The 18,058-nt window shown below is 46.1% G+C and carries 20 protein-coding genes; 15 read left to right on the forward strand and 5 right to left on the reverse strand.

Annotation, left to right across the window (positions count from 1 at the left end; translation table 11 throughout):
- Positions 1–20 precede the first annotated feature (20 nt).
- From QU605_RS00405 to QU605_RS00415, 3 genes are read left to right on the forward strand one after another with little or no spacing between them, the layout of a single operon-like run.
- Positions 21–959: a DUF6427 family protein gene (locus QU605_RS00405; RefSeq protein WP_289723279.1), complete on the forward strand. Its 939-nt coding sequence runs from the start codon at positions 21–23 to the stop codon at positions 957–959.
- A 28-nt stretch (positions 960–987) separates the two neighbouring features.
- Positions 988–1,590 carry a DUF4254 domain-containing protein gene (locus QU605_RS00410; RefSeq protein ID WP_289723280.1) on the forward strand — a complete coding sequence of 201 codons (603 nt, stop codon included), beginning with the start codon at positions 988–990 and terminating at the stop codon, positions 1,588–1,590.
- Entirely contained in the window at positions 1,577–2,638 is a 1,062-nt protein-coding gene (locus tag QU605_RS00415; protein WP_289723281.1) for a glycosyltransferase family 9 protein, read from the forward strand. The genes QU605_RS00410 and QU605_RS00415 overlap by 14 nt, the downstream gene beginning before the upstream one ends.
- Here the strand turns inward: QU605_RS00415 and QU605_RS00420 are convergent.
- From QU605_RS00420 to QU605_RS00435, 4 genes are all read right to left on the reverse strand, one after another.
- Positions 2,628–3,242 (reverse strand): TetR/AcrR family transcriptional regulator, encoded by a 615-nt coding sequence (locus QU605_RS00420; RefSeq protein ID WP_289723282.1) that lies wholly within the window; start codon positions 3,240–3,242, stop codon positions 2,628–2,630. The genes QU605_RS00415 and QU605_RS00420 overlap by 11 nt on opposite strands.
- 223 nt (positions 3,243–3,465) lie before the next feature.
- Positions 3,466–4,521: an arsenosugar biosynthesis radical SAM (seleno)protein ArsS gene (arsS, locus tag QU605_RS00425; protein WP_289723283.1), complete on the reverse strand. Its 1,056-nt coding sequence runs from the start codon at positions 4,519–4,521 to the stop codon at positions 3,466–3,468.
- A 41-nt stretch (positions 4,522–4,562) separates the two neighbouring features.
- Entirely contained in the window at positions 4,563–4,898 is a 336-nt protein-coding gene (locus tag QU605_RS00430) for an arsenosugar biosynthesis-associated peroxidase-like protein (RefSeq protein WP_289723284.1), read from the reverse strand.
- Positions 4,899–5,007: 109 nt separating this feature from the next.
- The gene (locus QU605_RS00435) at positions 5,008–5,682 is read right to left on the reverse strand and encodes a TIGR04282 family arsenosugar biosynthesis glycosyltransferase (protein WP_289723285.1); all 675 of its coding nucleotides are present in this window, start codon (positions 5,680–5,682) and stop codon (positions 5,008–5,010) included.
- Positions 5,683–5,905: 223 nt separating this feature from the next.
- Here QU605_RS00435 and QU605_RS00440 point away from each other — a divergent pair, with 223 nt between their 5' ends.
- Entirely contained in the window at positions 5,906–6,691 is a 786-nt protein-coding gene (locus tag QU605_RS00440) for a patatin-like phospholipase family protein (protein ID WP_289723286.1), read from the forward strand.
- Here QU605_RS00440 and QU605_RS00445 read toward each other — a convergent pair.
- Entirely contained in the window at positions 6,676–7,725 is a 1,050-nt protein-coding gene (locus QU605_RS00445) for a ferredoxin--NADP reductase (RefSeq protein WP_289723287.1), read from the reverse strand. The two genes, QU605_RS00440 and QU605_RS00445, sit on opposite strands and share 16 nt — an antisense overlap.
- Positions 7,726–7,851: 126 nt before the next feature.
- Here QU605_RS00445 and QU605_RS00450 point away from each other — a divergent pair, with 126 nt between their 5' ends.
- The 11 genes from QU605_RS00450 to atpA all read left to right on the forward strand — a co-directional run bounded on the left by QU605_RS00450 (position 7,852) and on the right by atpA (position 18,048).
- Positions 7,852–9,321 (forward strand): DUF5687 family protein, encoded by a 1,470-nt coding sequence (locus QU605_RS00450; protein WP_289723288.1) that lies wholly within the window; start codon positions 7,852–7,854, stop codon positions 9,319–9,321.
- Positions 9,322–9,334: 13 nt separating this feature from the next.
- Entirely contained in the window at positions 9,335–10,030 is a 696-nt protein-coding gene (locus QU605_RS00455; protein ID WP_289723289.1) for an ABC transporter ATP-binding protein, read from the forward strand.
- A 157-nt stretch (positions 10,031–10,187) separates the two neighbouring features.
- Positions 10,188–12,740, forward strand: a complete 2,553-nt coding sequence (gene porW, locus QU605_RS00460) for a type IX secretion system periplasmic lipoprotein PorW/SprE (protein ID WP_289723290.1) — start codon at positions 10,188–10,190, stop codon at positions 12,738–12,740.
- Between the two features lie 6 nt (positions 12,741–12,746).
- Entirely contained in the window at positions 12,747–13,202 is a 456-nt protein-coding gene (locus QU605_RS00465; RefSeq protein WP_289723291.1) for a bactofilin family protein, read from the forward strand.
- Complete coding sequence (locus tag QU605_RS00470; RefSeq protein WP_289723292.1) at positions 13,150–13,419, forward strand: AtpZ/AtpI family protein; 270 nt, start codon at positions 13,150–13,152, stop codon at positions 13,417–13,419. The genes QU605_RS00465 and QU605_RS00470 overlap by 53 nt, the downstream gene beginning before the upstream one ends.
- A complete protein-coding gene (locus QU605_RS00475; protein ID WP_289723293.1) occupies positions 13,416–13,823 on the forward strand; it encodes a DUF6168 family protein in 408 nt (135 codons plus the stop codon). Before QU605_RS00470 ends, QU605_RS00475 begins: the two co-directional genes overlap by 4 nt.
- A 102-nt stretch (positions 13,824–13,925) precedes the next feature.
- Positions 13,926–15,062 carry a F0F1 ATP synthase subunit A gene (atpB, locus tag QU605_RS00480; protein ID WP_289723294.1) on the forward strand — a complete coding sequence of 379 codons (1,137 nt, stop codon included), beginning with the start codon at positions 13,926–13,928 and terminating at the stop codon, positions 15,060–15,062.
- Between the two features lie 40 nt (positions 15,063–15,102).
- Positions 15,103–15,294: an ATP synthase F0 subunit C gene (gene atpE / locus QU605_RS00485; RefSeq protein ID WP_092981331.1), complete on the forward strand. Its 192-nt coding sequence runs from the start codon at positions 15,103–15,105 to the stop codon at positions 15,292–15,294.
- An 80-nt stretch (positions 15,295–15,374) separates the two neighbouring features.
- Entirely contained in the window at positions 15,375–15,875 is a 501-nt protein-coding gene (locus QU605_RS00490; RefSeq protein ID WP_289723295.1) for a F0F1 ATP synthase subunit B, read from the forward strand.
- 4 nt (positions 15,876–15,879) lie between these two features.
- The gene (gene atpH, locus QU605_RS00495; protein WP_289723296.1) at positions 15,880–16,416 is read left to right on the forward strand and encodes an ATP synthase F1 subunit delta; all 537 of its coding nucleotides are present in this window, start codon (positions 15,880–15,882) and stop codon (positions 16,414–16,416) included.
- 51 nt (positions 16,417–16,467) lie between these two features.
- A complete protein-coding gene (gene atpA / locus QU605_RS00500) occupies positions 16,468–18,048 on the forward strand; it encodes a F0F1 ATP synthase subunit alpha (protein ID WP_289723297.1) in 1,581 nt (526 codons plus the stop codon).
- Positions 18,049–18,058: the final 10 nt, after the last annotated feature.

An 18,058-nucleotide genomic window follows, 5' to 3' on the forward strand; every position in this document is an offset into this window, starting at 1 on the left:
CGAATTTACGAAAACCATCGATGATTTCAAGTCTTTTCGGTAAAACAAGGCCTGTAAATTACATCCTGGTTTTATCAGTAGTTTTTGTCTTTTTCTCCCTGGCCCAACTTCAATGGAAGGATACGAACGTCTCTTCGTTTGGCTTTTTCTGGATGATCGGGAGTTTGTCCTGTCTTTTGCTGTCCCTGTTTCTGGTCAACTTTATCGTTCAGAGGAACCAGCTTACAGCTGCGGATTCCTATGCCATGCTTTTGTACGCACAATTCGTCATTCTCTTTCAGGATGCCCTTAGGGATCCTATGGTTATCATTGCTGCTTTTTTCCTTTTGCTGGCTCAGCGCAGGCTTATCAGCATGAAGTCGATGAAAAATTTAAAAGAGAAAATATTTGATGGAGCCCTATGGATCTTTGCATCCAGCCTTTTTGTAAACTGGACGCTTATATTTATTCTACTGGTTTGGATATATATTTATTACTATACACCCAAAAAAGTTAATTTCTGGCTAATCCCTATTGCTGCCGGGATTACGGTAGGATTGATCTCCTGGTCCCTGTTTTACCTTCTCGGAGATTCTGAATTTCTCTTCGACCATTTTTCATTTTCAATGGAATATTTTGGCATTAAAAATTTACCTGCTTTTTCATTGATTAAGATTGCGGGGTTTTTGATCCTGGTAACTGTAGCCGGAATTATTGCCTTTGTAAAACAGGGAAAGTCCGGACAGGGCCGGCTTATCCAACTCAGGCTCCTGGTTGTTGTTTGGATTCTGACAGTCCTGGTTGCTTTTTTGACCGGGGAGCGATTGATAAGCACGATATCCTTTGCATTCTTCGCCTCCGCCGTATTCGTTGCACGGTACGTGGAATCTATCCGCAGAGTGTTCCTAAAGGAGATCATCCTGTATAGTGCAACAGTCTTTTCCATCCTTATTTTCTTCCTTGAATGGGTAGGGAAATAAGCGGTATATTTGTTTTAAAGTCCACAATATGTTCAGCAATTTCGCCCTTGGAATTTTCGAAGAAAGCATCGACAAGTATCATATTCAGGATCGCGTAGATCAACCATTTGAAAATCCGTATCCCGTTAATGATGTCGCTCATTTGTTGTATAAGAAAAACTGGATCGATACCGTTCAGTGGCACTTTGAAGACCTGATCCGCGACCCCGGTATCGACCCGAAGGAAGCCCTTGTCCTAAAGCGAAAAATCGATGCCAGCAATCAGGAGCGAACCGATCTTGTGGAGTACATCGACAGCTATTTCCTGGACAAGTACAAAACGGTCTCCATTTCAGAAGGTGCACAAATCAATACAGAGAGCCCGGCCTGGGCACTGGACCGGTTATCAATTCTCGCCCTTAAGATTTACCACATGCGGGAAGAAGCCGAAAGAAGTGATGCCAGCGAGGATCATCAGGTGGCCTGTCAGCATAAACTCAAAATACTCCTCGAGCAACGCAAGGACCTGTCGATAGCCATTGACCAGTTGCTGGAAGACATAGCAAACGGAAAGAAGTACATGAAGGTCTACAAACAGATGAAAATGTACAACGATGAGGAGTTAAACCCCGTATTGCGTGGGAGGAAGTAGCAGCAGGCGTATTCTGGTATTTCGCCTTTCGGCATTGGGGGACGTGGCGATGACTGTTCCCGTATTGCTTTCTGTAGCCCGTTCCAATCCCGGGGTGAGCTTTCTATTCGTCACAAAATCACATTTCAAGCCCATACTTCAGCGGGTGCCCAACCTTGAAGTACATTCATTTGATGCGAATGGCACCCATAAGGGCCTGACAGGTTTGCGGCGTTTACGGGCGGAGCTAAAACAGAAACCCTTCAATAGTATTGCAGACTTACATTCAGTATTGAGGACCCGTATTCTCAAAATCCTCTTCGCTGGATCCGGAATTCCTTTTGTTCGACTGGATAAAGGGAGAAAGGAAAAACGGCAGCTTACCGCATGGGATCATAAAGTTTTTGTTCCGCTCAGGAGCACGCATGACCGTTATGCCGATGTTTTCAGAAGCCTTGGTTTTAAAGCCGATCCCGGGCCGGAAGATATTCTTAAACGCGAGGCCTGGCCAGAATCCTTCGAAGATTACAGACTCGAAAAGGAGTCCATTAATATTGGTTTTGCTCCTTTTGCCGCCCATCAGGGGAAGTGTTATCCGGAGGAACAAGTAAAAGACCTTCTGGCCTTATTAGGGGGTCTGCCTCAGGTTAGAGTTTACCTCTTTGGAGGAGGAAAGCGGGAGTCGAACATTTTAAGCACATGGGAAAAGGAGTATTCTCATTGCGTTTCTGTTGCAGGAAAGGCATCCTTATCCGACGAACTCGCACTTATTTCGAACCTTAGGCTGATGGTGTCAATGGATAGTGGGAATGGGCATCTCGCAGCCATGTATGGACTTCCCGTAATTACCCTTTGGGGAGTGACCCACCCATATGCCGGTTTTTCACCTTTTGGGCAGCCAGCGGAAAATTCTATGCTTGCCGACAGGGAAAAATTTCCTGCGATTCCCACATCGGTCTATGGGAATAAACAACCTAAGGGCTATGATGAAGTGATGGATTCCATTCCGCCTACGCGCGTTTTTAAGCGGATTTCGGAAATTCTAAAGCTGGGAAGGCCTAAAAAGTAGATTTTAGAGCCATGCTCTTAAAGTAACACCTGAGCTGTTGCATGTACTGGTACCGCAGCATTCTGGGGTTTCCGCCAACCATCAGGGATCGAACGCCGAAATACGAGGATATTACAAATGTGGCTATTCCCTCACTGTCGTGATGACGTTCGAGATAACCGTCGGATTTCCCCTTTTGCAGGGCAGTAACCAGGCTGACTTCCCATGCCTTGCATATGTCGTTGAGATAGCGTGAAACATTTTCATTCTTCCCATTAAACTCATTCATGAAGTTGCCGAGCACAAAACCAAAATCCATAGGGTTGTGTTCTGCAATTTCAAGGGCATTTTCCAAACACGTTTCAATATTGCGAAAGGGATCTTCTTTCCCCTCGATGGGCTCAATAAGCATACTGTAGACCTTCCTGAAAAGCAAATGCTGAACGATACTAACCATAAAATCCTCCTTTGACTGGAAGTGGTAGTAGAAGGCGCCCTTCGACAGTTGTAAAGCTTTTAGAATATCGTCAAGGCTGGTAGTGTAATAGCCTTTTTGATAAAACAACTCAAGGCCTTTTTGCTGCATTCTATTGATGGTAGCTCTACTTTTCAGGTTCTTTTCCATGAATTCGGGTTTTAGGTAAAACAGACTCTCCGGTCTCTTTACGATAACCCCCAACCGTCGACCAAGCGGTAAATTTGACGATGAAATACCAAAAATACCGATGAAATGCACAATAGTGATGGAGTAATCCCAATTTGTAGGGGGAGACAGACCTGTCGGTCGGTCGGTGAACTGCAGGGTGCCGGCCTGGATTTCCCTTAAATAGTGTCTTTTTGGGGGAAAATCAGGTTACCACACCCTGACAGCTGCTCCCTGCCCCGGCAGTACATCCGTAACAATGTTGCGAGATCACTATTTCGCGATTGTTGAGTATGTTTTCCTGAAAATCTGCAATGTGCTGCACCTTATTGGCGACTTTTAATCCCAGCATTTGATTGAAATCGCAGTCGTAGAGCCAACCATCCCAGCTGACAGAAATCGTATTGGTACACATCACGTTTTTTACAGCTTCGGGGTTGTAAGCATCTACCAGAGCCGTCATATAATCTTCATAATTTTCTGAAGCGATCAGATAATCCAGGAATCTGGCGATGGGCAGGTTTGTAATGGTAAATAAATTATGAAACGCGATCCCAAAGTCTTCCTTAAGGGCGTTTTTAAAATCCTGTTCAAGCGCATTCTGGTCCCCGGGCAGGAAGGCTCCTGAGGGGTTGTATACCAAATCGAGTTTTAAGGGGCTCCCCTCTGTACCATATCCGACACGGTTTAATTCCTGAAGCGCTTTTATGGATTTGTCAAAAACCCCGTCCCCCCGTTGTTTATCCGTTTTCCCACGAGTATAATGGGGTAAGGAAGAAACGACATGTACCCCGTGTTTTGCAAAGAATTCGGGTAAATCATGGTATTTCTTATTGGCCCGGATAATGGTAAGATTCGAGCGGACGATAAAATCCTGGATACCGGCTTCTGAGGCTTGTTCCACAAACCATCGAAAATCCGGGTTCATCTCCGGGGCTCCTCCGGTAAGGTCGAGGGTGTGGGCTCCGGTTGTTCGGATGACCTCAAGGCATTGCCGCATCGTTTCCCGGGTCATTATTTCTTTACGATCCGGTCCTGCATCAACATGACAGTGCTCACATACCTGATTGCACATATATCCCAGATTGATTTGAAGAATTTCCAGCGTGCCCGGGCGTAGCGCCTCAAAACCAGAAGATTCTAAACGATCCCTGAAAAAGGGGAGTTCTCCTGACTCAAACAGGGGTCCGCTTAAGATTTCTAACTGTTTATTGGTGTTTGCCAGTTCTTTTTCCCTGGCCTTTAAGGATTTTGTAGCCATCTTAAAAGGGTATAATATTAGGATTCCTGCAAGCTTGCGGCTTACATTGAAAGCTTGTTGTATTTATTCATCATTTGCACCCCGTGGACGAGCGTGGCCCCGCTTTCAATAGCTGCACCAGCGTGGACGGCTTCCATCATTTCTTCTTTGGTGATGCCCCGCTCAAGACCATCTTTGGTATAAGCATCGATGCAGTAAGGACACTTCACAACATGGGATACGGCCAGGGCAATCAGAGATTTTTCACGGGCACTCAGGGCCCCTTCCTCAAAGACTTTGCCGTAATAATCAAAAAACGCTTCACCAAGCTCTTTACTCCACTCTGTTATTTTGCCAAACTTTCGCAAGTCGGCAGGGTTGTAATAATCTGATGCCATTGGATATATGAATTAATATAGAATATGAATTGAATGCGAATTCCCTTTGAGTTACCTCAATGGGGCAGGGACCAAACAGGACCCTTTTCTTCCGAAAAAAAAGCGATTGTTAGAAAGGGGACCCCTTATTAAAGGGGGTTGCGTAGCCAATGCTGAAAACACGGGTGTCCGCAACAGACCTGATAATTGATGCCAGAGCGGCGAAACCAATGAGTAGCCGTTGAAGCCGATTGTATAGTATGCCCGGCAGGCCCACCCAGTTCCTGCAATCTGTCAGAGTATCCAGGTCTAGTTTGGAATCGAGAATTACGGGTTTGCCCCCGGAAGAGATATTCCATTGGATCAACTTCTCCAAGAGGTCGCTTTGCTGCCAGGGCAGTTTAACAAAGGCCTTTAATCTGAATTGGAGCCTGCTTATTCCAATAAGGTAGGTGCCTCCATCTGGCGATGGGCCGAGGACGGTATTCCCTTCGGACAGTTTATGGGCGGCATCAAGAAGTGTTTTTGTGCAAAGGTCCGGGCTGTCATTCCCAATTACGATAAGGTGTTCCGCCCCCTTTTCATAAAGGGTCTTCATCGCATTTCCCAGGCGTTCTCCAAAGGTGTTTCCGGTCTGAGAATTCTCATCAAAATGAAAACAAGGCAGGCCAGTGCGGCGGGCCTTGAGAAGGGTTTGTCGGGTCAGCTCATCAAGGAAGCGCTCACTTCCATAAAGGCCTTTATACGCTGCGTCAAGGCGCGCACTTCTGGCAAAAATCAGGATGGCTGTGGATTGGATGGACAAATTTGTTAAAATAGAAAGTTCAGATGATCAAATTACAAGCAAAATCGCGCCTTACAAAATGACACATCCCTTATTGAGGGAATTTAACAGAAATTTCCCATTTAGGGACTCTTAGAGACCGGACGACAGAGGCTACGGGGGTCAGAAAGCATGACATTTGTGTAAAACAAACATAGCGTCCTTTTTCTCTGCTGCTTTATCTTTGAAACCTTGTATGGGACGTATGCAGATTCAAAATACGGAGGAATCCGGTATTGTACTTTCTGGAGGAGGAGTACGGGGCATGGCGCACATCGGTGTGCTCAGGGCCCTTAAAGAGCATGGGATCATGCCAAAGTGGGTGGCTGGCACGAGTGTAGGCGCTCTGGTAGGAGCCCTTTATGCCTCGGGCAAGGACACCCAGGAAATGCTTTCCTTTTTCAGTGAAACCCCGCTATTCAAGTATAATTTTTTCAGCATTAATAAGCCCGGCCTCCTCAATACAGAGCGCTATCATGCCATTTTCAGGGAATTTTGGCCGGAAAACAGCTTTGAATCGTTACACAGGCCTCTTTTTGTGGTAGCGACTGACTTGCTTAAGGGAGGGGAAGTGATTTTTAACAAAGGCGAGTTGATCCCGCCCCTGCTGGCTTCCGCCGCCCTTCCGCCTATTTTCAGCCCGGTTGAAATAAATTCAACCCTCTACGCCGACGGAGGCATTATGAATAATTTCCCCCTGGAACCCCTGGTTGGGAAGGCCCGGTATCTCATCGGTTCGAACGTATCCGTTGTAAAGGAGTTGACAAACAAAAACTTGCGCACATCTTTACAGCTTGCCAATCGAACGACAGCTTTGATGATTTACGCGATCAACAGAGGGAAAATCCGCCAATGTGACCTGGTTTTTGAACCTGTTGAACTGGAAAAAATTGGCGTTCTGGATAAAAAGGGGATTACTAATGCCTATACCATTGGGTATGAGCACGCCATGAGAATCCTCGAAAATGAGGAATATCAGACGTCGTCGTAATCGATTTTTAAGATTGCCGTTTCAGCGTGTGCCTGGCAGGTAAGGATCAGACCCTCCTCGAGTTCGCTGTCGGTCAGTATCTGGTTTTTTACCATAGTAGCCTTTCCCTCGGTTACCCGGGCAATACAAGTGCTGCAAACGCCTCCCTGACAGCTGTAAGGGGCATCGAGTTTAGCTTTGATCAGCGCGTCGAGCACAATGCTGCTTCGATCCATTTCCACGCTGTGCACCGTATCGTCCAGTGTCACCTCCAGGTGAGTCATCCCATCAGCCTCCGGGCTGCTCTGAGATTCCCCTTCCGGCTCCGTAAAAAGCTCATGGTGTATCTGATCCTTGGGAACCCCATTTTCAGTCAGTGCGTTAGTTACCGCTTCAATCATCTCAAAGGGGCCGCACAGATAGTAGTTTTCAACATTCAGGGACTTGTGCTTATTCCGTGCAATAAAGTTTACAGTACTCTTTTCAATACGGCCAAACATGCAGTCTTCTTCCTGTGCTCTGCTAAAGGTGTAATAAACTTTAAACCGATCGTTATATTGATTGCTAAGGGCTTGAAGCGCATCATAATACATCGCCTCCCCCTTACTTTGATTCCCATAAACCAACACCACATGGTTTTCGGAATTTGACTCCAGGGCAGTCTGAATAATACTCATAATCGGGGTGATGCCACTCCCGGCGGCGAAAGCCATAATATGGCGTGCAGGCCCTGCGGACTCAAATACAAACCGTCCCTGCGGCGGCATTACCTCCAGGACATCACCTTCTTTAAGCGTGTCATTGGCATATACGGAAAACGTTCCTCCTGGAACTTTTTTAACCCCAATGGTGATGGTGTTTCCCCCGGGTTTCGATGAAATGGAATAAGCCCTTCGGATCTCGGAATCCCCAACTGGGAGCTTAACCGTAATGTACTGGCCGGACTCAAATTCAAAAGTTTCTCTGAGGGCTTCGGGTATTTGGAAGCTGATGTCAACCGAATTTGGTGTCAATGGGGTGATTTCGGAAACTTTAAGAGGATAAAACTGAACCATCTAAGAAAATTTTTTGCAAAATTAAGCAAAGCAAGTCGAAGAAAACCTTTGGTTTCAATACTTTTAACGGGTTTGTAACAAAAACAGGGCCTTTCATACTAATGGCTAGCGCATAATTATTCACACATGTTCAAACACTTTTTCAAACTTCAGTGGAAATCGTTTTTCAGGTCCTCCTCGTTTGCCACCAATCTGGCATTCAAGATCCTGATGGTTTTTGTTGTGATTTATTTCATAGTGGTTTTTCTATCACTAGGGATAGGAGCTTACTTCATTATTGAAAATGCAGGGTTGGGCGACCCCTTGCGAGTGGTAAACCGATTTTTGATTTACTACCTGGTCATGGATCTCTACATGCGGTACATGCTCCAGAAAATGCCCGTCACCAATATCCGTCCCTTGTTGTACCTGCCCATAAAAAAGAATTCGGTAGTGTCGTATTCCCTGGGCAAGACGGTCCTGTCGTTTTTTAACTGGTCGCATGCTTTTTTCTTTATCCCCTTCTCGATAATCCTGCTTACCAAGGATTACACGCCCTTACAGGTAATCAGCTGGCACCTCGGGATTATGGCCCTGTTCCTAACCAATAACTTTCTGAATATTCTTATAAATAACCAGGATCGCGTATTCTATCCTTTGCTGGTCGTACTTGCCGTTCTCGGTATTTCTCAATATTACGGCTGGTTTGATGTTACCACTTATACAGCACCGATTTTTGATGCTTTTTACGATTTGTCCTGGACCGCTCTGATCTCCTGGATGCTTCTGGCTATGGTTATATGGGCTTCTTTCCGATATTTCAGAAGGCATATGTATCTCGATGCGGGCCTTGCACTTAAGAAACAAGAAGGAAAAACTGAGGATTATGTCTGGTTAAACCGGTTTGGGAATTTAGGCACATTCCTCAAAAATGACATCAAGCTAATCCGGCGTAATAAGCGCTCCAGGACCACGGTGATCGTCAGTTTGTTGTTTTTGTTCTACGGACTGATTTTCTTTACCGGTCCGTATGAGAAATTTCCAATTGCCTATGTGTTTGCGGGGATTTTTACTTCCGGGGGCTTCCTGTTCACTTTCGGGCAGTATGTCCCGAGCTGGGACAGCTCCTATTACCCGTTGATGATGAGTCAGAACATCAGGTATAAAGAGTATCTGAGTTCCAAATGGTACCTCATCATTATCGCCACGTTGATCAGCACATTTTTGGCCGTCTTTTATCTTTATTTCGGCTGGAAGACCTATTTGGCCATATTGGTCGGGGCAATCTACAACATAGGGGTAAACTCTTATCTGGTCTTATGGGGAGGGGCCTATGTTAAGACTCCAATCGACCTTACAACCAATAAGAAAGCCTTCGGAGATAAGCAGGCGTTCAACGGAAAAACCCTTTTACTGACCATCCCGAAATTGATTCTTCCCCTGTTGATTTTCTGGATAGGGGATCGCATTTGGAATCAAACAGCCGGTTACCTTATGGTGGCCCTGGCTGGAGTTATTGGCTTTGCCTTTAAGGATTTGGCCTTTAAACAAATCGAAAAAGTCTACAAAAAGGAGAAGTACAAAACCCTTTCCGCCTATCGCGAAAAGGCCGCATAATAATTGTTTTACCATGATTCAAGCTAAAGAACTTACTAAAAAATATGGATCCCAGACTGTGCTGGATTTACCTGAGCTCATCATTCCAAAAGGCGAGAGTTTTGGCCTTGTCGGGAATAATGGCGCCGGGAAAACCACATTTTTCAGCCTCTTGCTGGATTTGATTCAGCCCACTACAGGAGGTATAGATAACAACGGGGTCCTCGTCCAGCAAAGTGAGGCCTGGAAGCCTTTTACAGCAGCGTTTATCGATGAGAGCTTTTTGATCGGCTATCTTACTCCGGAAGAGTATTTCTATTTTATCGGAGAATTACGCGGGCAGTCAAGGGCAGAAGTAGACGCCTTGATGCATAGTTTCGAGGACTTTTTCCACGGTGAAATCCTCAACCAGAAAAAATACCTGCGGGACCTCTCGAAAGGGAATCAGAAAAAAGTGGGCATTACCGCGACCTTTATCGGGAACCCGGAAGTGATCATTCTGGATGAGCCCTTCGCAAACCTGGATCCGACCACCCAGATCAGACTCAAGGGCATCATAAAGGAGCTCACCCAAAACCGGGAAATTACGGCCTTGATTTCCAGTCATGACCTCGTCCATGTTACTGAGGTTTGTGAGCGGATTGTCGTATTGGATAAGGGTGCCGTAGTAAGGGATATTCAGACTTCACCGGAGACTCTGAAGGAATTGGAAGATTTCTTTGCCGGATAAGCCCGAAAAGGCAAAAATTTTAAAGCGCTTTTGGTTTCGGGAAGAGGGGCGTGGAATTAAGACTTTGCATTTCTTTTCAAAAGTCCCGATTTGGGGGTCCCCGGCATACTAAAACAACGGTTTTGTAGTTAAGATTACATACACGAATCCGGGAATTTTGAAGCTTCGACATTTTTTTCTGCTCGCCATTGGAGGAATAGCCCTGTTCACAGGCGCCTGCAGTACTAAGAAAGACGCCTTTGTAAACCGCAACTGGCACGCGCTGAACACCCGGTACAATGTACTCTATAACGGGGGCCTGTCTTTTGAAGAAGGGCGGGAAAGTCTCAACAGCACATATCGCGATAATTACTGGGAAATCCTCCCCGTTGAACGAATGCAGGTTTCAGGTGAAATCCGTCTGGATTCAGAAGATAATAACCCCAACTTTTTAGTGGCCGAAGAGAAGGCGACCAAAGCCATACAAAAACACAGTATGGAGATCAGTGGGACAGAGCGCAATCCCCAAATAGATGAGGCCTTTTTGCTCCTAGGGAAGGCCCGTTATTTCGATGAGCGCTTTATACCCGCCCTGGAGGCCTTTAACTATGTGCTCCGAAAATACGAAAGAAGCGACAAGTTGGGTGAAGCGAGGATATGGCGTGAGAAAACACACCTGAGACTCGGGTATGACGAGCTTGCGCTTAAAAATCTTAAGACACTTTTCAAATACGATGTTTTGTCGGATCAGGAATACGCAGATGCCCGTGCAATTACGGCACAGGCTTACATCAACCTCAAAGCTTTGGATACGGCTGCCCAACAAATGAAAATAGCTGCTGCATATACCAAGAAGCCTGAGGAAAAAGGACGGTATTACTATATTTTGGGACAACTTTTTAACCGCCTCGACTTTCGCGATAGTGCGGATATGGCTTTCGATAGGGTCATTGAACTGAACAGGAGAATACCAAGGGTTTACCTGGTAAACGCCCAGCTTCAGAAAGTCAGGAATCTCGAGGTCGATGAGACGAACAGCGAAGAAGTTCGGGAGTACCTTACAGATCTGGCAGAAAACAGGGAGAACAGGCCGTATCTCGATAAGATTTACCGCGTTCTGGGGGAGTACTACGAAAAAATCGGGGCAGAGGGAGCTGCTATGGATAATTACAACAGGTCCCTCAGGGCCTCTGAGAATGAGCCCTTTCTCAATTCTTTAAACTATACGGATCTGGCCGAGTATTACTTCGACGAAAATAGTTTTAAAACTGCAGGGGCATACTACGACAGTGTTTTACTGAACACCCCGGAGAACAGCCGCACGTACAGGAGTGTTTTTAAGAAAAGGGAAAACCTGGACGATGTGATCGCATATGAGGCAGTTGTTCAAAACGCCGACAGTGTGCTGGCGCTCACAGCCATGTCATCTGTCGAGCGCGAGATCTATTTCCAGTCCTATATCGATTCCCTGAAAGTTGTAGAAGAGATAGAGGCCCTTAAAAAACAGGAAAAGGCGCAGACAGGTTTTCAGGCTTTCAGTAAGAGCGAAGGCGGGCAGGAGAATCAGGGCAAATTCTACTTCTATAATATCACCAGTCTGGGCTATGGCAAAAACGAATTCCGGATGCAGTGGGGAAATCGGGAATTGGAGGATAATTGGCGTTGGAGTACGAAGTCGAGGATTCTCACAGAAGAAACAGATCAGGCGGATGCCCTGGCGGAAGGGAGAGAAGATGAGCCCCTGAACTCCGAAAAGTATTCCCTGGCCTATTATACGGATCGCATTCCTGAGGATCCCGCGGTGATCGATAGTTTGCAAAAGGAACGCAACTTCGCCAATTACCAGCTGGGCCTTATTTACAAAGAAAAATTCAAGGAACCCATGCTGGCCGCGGCCCGCCTGGAGGCAGTACTCAATTCCGAGCCGGAAGAGCGACTGATTTTACCATCGAAATACAATCTATACAAGATCTATCAGGAAGTTGGAAGCCCGCTTCAGGAATCGATGATGCATGATATCGTGGAGAACCATCCGGATTCCCGGTATGCAGCCATCCTAACGAACCCCAATGTTTCTCTTGCCAACCTCGAGAATACCCAGGAGGTGCGATATGCAGCTCTTTTTAAGGCCTTTAAGGCACAGGAATATCTCGAGGTGATCACCGGCACGGAGGAAGCCATAGACCAGTTTACGGGAGAACCAATAGTTCCGAAGCTCGAGCTACTGAAGGCCAATGCCATTGGAAGGTTGCAAGGTTTTCAGCAGTTTCGGGAGGCCTTAAACTACATCGCCCTGAATTACCCGAACACTCCTGAAGGGAAAAAAGCTCAGGTTTTGGTCGAAGAACAGATACCCAAACTTGAAAGCACGGATTTTTTCGACGCCTCAACCGTAAAAGGCACCTCGAATTGGAAGGTGGTATTTCCCTTTAGCCGAATCCAGCACGAAGAGGCCCTCGAGCTCAAAAAACGCCTCGAGGAATCGATGAAGGATCTCGGTTATACCTATACCGTGTCCAGGGATATATACAATCTGGATACCGAATTCATCGTGGTCCATGGGTTTCCTTCAGAAACCTACGCCATAGGTTACGCGGAACTTCTTAAAAACAACAAGGATTACAGAATCACCAACGAGAATTTTGTAATTTTATCTGACAATTACAAAGTGGTACAAGTCCACAAAAACCTGGCCGATTACCACAATCACTTACAAACCCCAAAATCGTAATTAACCATGTTTGCTGAAAACAAAAAACCTAGAACTATGAATGAATCAGGAGGGCAGCCCAATCGTATTGAGAAAAACACCAGAATTAAAGGAGACATCATTTCCGAAGCAGATTTTCGAATCGACGGAAAACTTGATGGAAATGTGAAGACTTCCGGCAAGGTGGTGATTGGTAAAGGGGGCTACATACACGGTAAGGTAGAATGCGTCAACGCCGATATTGAAGGAAATTTCAATGGAGAGTTGCAGGTTTCTGATTTGCTTTCCCTCAAAAGCACAGCGGTTATCGAAGGTACCGTAACTGTCGCAAAATTGTCCGTTGAACCCGGAGCCACCTTCAACGCATCCTGTAGCATGAAAGGCAAGAACGGCCTTAACGGAAACACCTCAAGGCCTTCTGGTTTTAAGGATGCTTCAACAACCGCCCCAAAACAAGAAACACAAGGTGCCAAAGCCCCCTGAAAAAAAAGAAAAATCACCGCTCAGACACGCGGCAGAACTCTCGGGAATTGCCATTGAAATGGGGGTGATCATTTATTTAGCGGCACAGGGAGGGATCTGGCTTGACGAACACTACCAAACTGAAAAAAGGCTTTTTACTGCAATTTGTACAATACTCGGGGTGGGTATCTCGCTTTGGGTGGTTCTAAAGCAGTTGAAACGACTTAATTCGCCATGAATAATACCCGGTTTCTGAGGAATTGTCTTTTATTCTTGATTCTGGTTCTGGCAATCTCTTTTGGCATTCATACCCAATTACGCAATGCCGGCGAACTGAGCCCGTACGGGGACATGCTGATCTGGAGTTATCTGATCAATTTGGTTTTGGCTTTCGGGATCGTTGTGCTTATTTATAGTCTTCGCAACCGGATGAAAACACAGTTGGGCTTTCTTTTTATCGCCGGGAGTTTTTTGAAGTTCCTCCTGTTCTTTCTTTTTTTCTATCCTGAATTCAAATCAGATGGGGCCATTGATCAGGGAGAGTTCGCCAGCTTCTTTGTGCCTTACTTCCTCGCTCTTATCGTGGAGACCTATTTTGCCGCTGTTCTTCTGAAAAATCTGGAAAAGGAAAACCCCGGGTAGCAGGGCTTCTGAGGGCATAAAATAAAGCGTAAATGCTTTTTTCTTTTTCAAGGAATACCTTACATTTGCACCGATTTTTAGAGACCCTTAGATTCGAGTGCTATGCGAAGTACCTTTGTGAATAATTTCCTGGTCGTTGTTTTTATCTTTTGTTCAGGGCCGGTTTTGTTCGCCAAAGAGGCCTCCGGGGAACCCAAGGGGCCCGAAGGCACAAAGGCAGAAATCAAAGAATACATTGAACATCACCTTCAGGACTCACACGACTTCTCTTTAGCATCCTACACTGACGATCAGGGGAATATGGTGTATTGGGGCTTCCCTTTGCCTGTGATCCTCTGGGACAATGGCCTGAAAGTTTTTTCTTCTTCAAAACTCCACCACGGAGAAACTGTGGCCGAGGTCGATGGCAATTTTTATGCGCTCTATCACAGTAAGATTTACAAAACGGACGCGGAGGGAACCATTCTTTACGATGCCGAAGACCATCCTACCAATACAAAGCCACTTGACCTTTCCATCACCAAGAATGTTGTAATGATGATGGTGACAGGACTTCTGTTGTTATGGATTTTTTCCAGCATGGCAAGGAAGTATAAAAAAAGCGGCGGGGTCCCGACAGGAGTGGCGAAATTTTTCGAGCCCATCGTACTTTATATACGCGACGATATTGCCATCCCAAACATAGGGGAGAAAAAATACGGGAGATACATGCCTTTCTTATTGACGGTATTTTTCTTCATCTGGTTTTTGAATATGTTCGGGCTCACTCCACTGGGCGTTAATGTTACCGGTAATATTGCAGTTACCACCGCCCTGGCCCTTATCGTGTTTTTAATGACCAATTTTACCGGGACAAAAGATTACTGGAAACATATTTTTGATCCTCTCGGAGATGGGATGCCATGGTATGGGAAAATGATCATTTATATTATTTTGGTTCCGATTGAGGTTCTGGGGATTTTTATCAAACCGTTTGCACTTCTTATCCGTCTGTATGCAAACATGACTGCAGGACATGTTGTGCTAATGAGTCTGATCGGGTTGATATTTATATTTAAAAGTTGGGTGGGAGGGCCGTTGTCCTTTGGCCTTAGCTTTGCCATATCGCTTATAGAAGTTTTAGTTGCGCTCTTGCAGGCTTATATATTCACCATGTTGTCAGCGCTTTACTTTGGTTTTGCCGCTGAGGAGCACGATCATGATCACGATCATGAAGAGCCTGTTTTAGAGCACCTTTAGTGTTTTGAGTTGTATTGTTTAATTTTTTAATACTTGTTTTATGGAAATTCCAAGTGTAATAGGTGCAGGCCTTGCCGTTATCGGTGCCGGTATCGGAATCGGAATGATTGGAGGTCGTGCAATGGAAGCCATTGCGCGCCAGCCTGAAGCCTATGGTAAGATTCAGACTGCGATGTTGATCGCGGCTGCCCTTATCGAAGGAATCGGTTTCGCTGCTATTTTTGCAGGCTAAGCCATTAGAATACCCGGGCAATTCATGCGGTTGGCATGGATTGCCAGGGTTTATGGAAAAACATAAAACATCGGGAAACCATGGAAAAATTAATTAACGAATTTTCAATAGGGCTGTTCTTTTGGCAGATTATCCTGTTTGTCCTGCTTCTTTTATTACTCCGCAAATTTGCCTGGAAACCCATATTACGTGCGGTTTCTGAGCGTGAGGAGGGTATAAAGGATGCTCTTGCTGCTGCGGAAAACGCAAAGAAAGAAATGCAAAATGTCTCAGCAGATAACGAACGCCTGTTACAGGAGGCGCGCGCAGAGCGCGAAGCCATGATCAAGGAAGCTCGGGAGATCAAGGAAAAGATGGTGGCTGATGCGAAAGCCCAGGCACAGGAAGAAGGAGATAAAATTATCAAGCAGGCCCAACTGAGTATCGAAGGTGAAAAGAAGGCTGCAATTGCGGATATCAAAAACCAGGTGGCCACGCTTTCTGTGGAGATTGCCGAAAAGGTGCTGCAGGATCAGCTCCAGAACAAGGATAAGCAATTGAAGCTGGTGGACCAACTTGTAGAAGAAATCAAACTGCGATAACAAGATGAGTGAACATCGGGCTGCATATCGGTACGCTAAGGCACTCATGGACCTCGCCATAGAGCAGAATAACGTCTCTGCGGTGGAAAAGGACATGCGGCTTGTGTTGGATACCATCGAGCAAAATGAGAGCTTAACAGACGTGCTGAGGAGTCCGGTCCTTACCGGCAGTGACAAGAACAGCGCGCTGAAGGCCCTGTTTAAGAATTCGCAACCGTTGACTTCTGAGCTTTTCAACCTGTTGGCATCCAACAAGCGAATTGGCATTCTGAAAGAGGTTGCTCAGCAGTATATCACCCTTTATGATCAGATGCAGGGGCAGGAAATTGCCACGGTCGTTACCGCAGTCCCCCTGAATAAGGATTTGGAGGCAAAGATTTTGAAAAAACTCGAGGAGATCAGCGGAAAGGAAGTGACCCTTGAGAACGAAATTGATGCCGATCTGATCGGCGGATTTATTCTTAAGGTAGGTGACCTGGAGTATAACGCCAGCGTATCCGGGAAACTTGAGAAATTAGAACGAAAACTTTTAAGCACATAAAATTATTAACCGGGTCACCTTATGGTGATTCGCTATTTATACCTATTTAAAATGGCAGGAATCAAAGCCGCTGAGGTATCAGCAATCTTAAAGAAGGAGTTATCAGGATTTGAAGCAACGGCAACCCTCGATGAGGTGGGTACCGTTCTGCAGGTGGGAGATGGGATCGCCAGGGTTTATGGCCTTTCCAACGCCCAATATGGAGAACTTGTAGCCTTTGAAGGAGGTCTGGAAGGAATCGTTCTGAACCTTGAAGAAGATAATGTTGGGGTTGTCCTCCTGGGGCCATCCCGTCAAATTGGTGAGGGCGCAACTGTTAAAAGAACGCAGCGAATTGCTTCCATTCAGGTAGGAGAAGGCATCGTCGGCCGTGTGGTAGACAGTCTTGGAACCCCGATTGACGGCAAAGGCGAGATCACCGGAGAGCTCTTCGAAATGCCCCTGGAGCGCAAAGCCCCCGGAGTAATTTTCCGTCAGCCCGTAAATGAACCCCTTCAGACAGGGGTAAAGGCGATTGATGCAATGATCCCTATCGGAAGGGGTCAGCGTGAACTTGTAATCGGAGACCGTCAGACTGGTAAAACCACAGTTTGTATTGATACGATTATCAATCAGAAAGAATTTTACGATGCAGGGGAACCTGTTTATTGTATATATGTAGCTATTGGACAAAAAGCCTCAACAGTTGCGGGAATCGCAAAAACGCTTGAGGATAAAGGTGCCCTGGCCTACACTACTATTGTTGCCGCCAATGCCTCTGACCCTGCCCCGATGCAGGTATATGCGCCTTTTGCAGGTGCGGCAATCGGGGAGTACTTCCGGGATACCGGACGTCCTGCCTTAATTATCTATGATGACCTTTCAAAGCAGGCTGTGGCATACCGTGAGGTTTCCCTGCTGCTAAGACGCCCACCGGGACGTGAAGCGTATCCTGGAGATGTTTTCTACCTCCACTCTCGTCTGCTCGAGCGGGCTGCCAAGGTGATTGATGACCAAAGCATCGCAGAAAAAATGAATGATCTCCCGGACAGCCTCAAAGGGAAAATAAAAGGAGGCGGGTCCCTAACGGCCCTTCCGATTATTGAGACTCAGGCGGGTGACGTTTCTGCCTATATTCCAACCAACGTAATTTCCATTACGGATGGTCAGATTTTCCTGGAGCAGGATCTCTTTAACCAGGGGGTGCGGCCGGCTATTAACGTGGGCATCTCTGTATCCCGTGTTGGAGGATCGGCCCAGATTAAGTCCATGAAAAAAGTAGCAGGTACACTTAAGCTGGATCAGGCTCAGTTCAGGGAACTGGAAGCTTTTGCAAAATTCGGATCGGATCTGGATGCAGCCACACTGAATGTTATCGAGAAGGGACGCCGCAATGTCGAGATCCTCAAACAAGCGCAAAATGACCCATTTACGGTTGAAGACCAGGTCGCTATTATTTATGCGGGCTCCAAGAACCTTTTGCGCGATGTGCCTGTAGAAAAGATCAAGGAATTCGAGCGTGATTTTATCGAGTTTATGAATGCCAAACATCGGGATGTTCTCGATTTGTTGAAGCAAGGTAAGCTCACAGATGAAATCACCGATACGCTCACAGCAGTGTGTAAGGATCTTGCGGCGAAATACAAGGCCTAAGAAACCACAA

Source organism: Robiginitalea aurantiaca, assembly GCF_030380815.1.
Classification (GTDB): domain Bacteria; phylum Bacteroidota; class Bacteroidia; order Flavobacteriales; family Flavobacteriaceae; genus Robiginitalea; species Robiginitalea aurantiaca.

Excerpts from the sequence above, each read along its gene's own strand:
- QU605_RS00445 (WP_289723287.1), bottom strand. The coding sequence starts at position 7,725 with ATGGTTCAGTTTTATCCTCTTAAAGTTTCCGAAATCACCCCATTGACA.
- QU605_RS00440 (WP_289723286.1), top strand. The coding sequence starts at position 5,906 with ATGCAGATTCAAAATACGGAGGAATCCGGTATTGTACTTTCTGGAGGA.
- QU605_RS00490 (WP_289723295.1), top strand. The coding sequence starts at position 15,375 with ATGGAAAAATTAATTAACGAATTTTCAATAGGGCTGTTCTTTTGGCAG.
- atpA (WP_289723297.1), top strand. The coding sequence starts at position 16,468 with ATGGCAGGAATCAAAGCCGCTGAGGTATCAGCAATCTTAAAGAAGGAG.
- QU605_RS00470 (WP_289723292.1), top strand. The coding sequence starts at position 13,150 with ATGCTTCAACAACCGCCCCAAAACAAGAAACACAAGGTGCCAAAGCCC.
- QU605_RS00430 (WP_289723284.1), bottom strand. The coding sequence starts at position 4,898 with ATGGCATCAGATTATTACAACCCTGCCGACTTGCGAAAGTTTGGCAAA.
- QU605_RS00465 (WP_289723291.1), top strand. The coding sequence starts at position 12,747 with ATGTTTGCTGAAAACAAAAAACCTAGAACTATGAATGAATCAGGAGGG.
- atpH (WP_289723296.1), top strand. The coding sequence starts at position 15,880 with ATGAGTGAACATCGGGCTGCATATCGGTACGCTAAGGCACTCATGGAC.
- atpE (WP_092981331.1), top strand. The coding sequence starts at position 15,103 with ATGGAAATTCCAAGTGTAATAGGTGCAGGCCTTGCCGTTATCGGTGCC.
- arsS (WP_289723283.1), bottom strand. The coding sequence starts at position 4,521 with ATGGCTACAAAATCCTTAAAGGCCAGGGAAAAAGAACTGGCAAACACC.
- atpB (WP_289723294.1), top strand. The coding sequence starts at position 13,926 with ATGCGAAGTACCTTTGTGAATAATTTCCTGGTCGTTGTTTTTATCTTT.
- QU605_RS00405 (WP_289723279.1), top strand. The coding sequence starts at position 21 with ATGATTTCAAGTCTTTTCGGTAAAACAAGGCCTGTAAATTACATCCTG.
- QU605_RS00410 (WP_289723280.1), top strand. The coding sequence starts at position 988 with ATGTTCAGCAATTTCGCCCTTGGAATTTTCGAAGAAAGCATCGACAAG.
- QU605_RS00450 (WP_289723288.1), top strand. The coding sequence starts at position 7,852 with ATGTTCAAACACTTTTTCAAACTTCAGTGGAAATCGTTTTTCAGGTCC.
- QU605_RS00455 (WP_289723289.1), top strand. The coding sequence starts at position 9,335 with ATGATTCAAGCTAAAGAACTTACTAAAAAATATGGATCCCAGACTGTG.
- QU605_RS00420 (WP_289723282.1), bottom strand. The coding sequence starts at position 3,242 with ATGGAAAAGAACCTGAAAAGTAGAGCTACCATCAATAGAATGCAGCAA.
- QU605_RS00475 (WP_289723293.1), top strand. The coding sequence starts at position 13,416 with ATGAATAATACCCGGTTTCTGAGGAATTGTCTTTTATTCTTGATTCTG.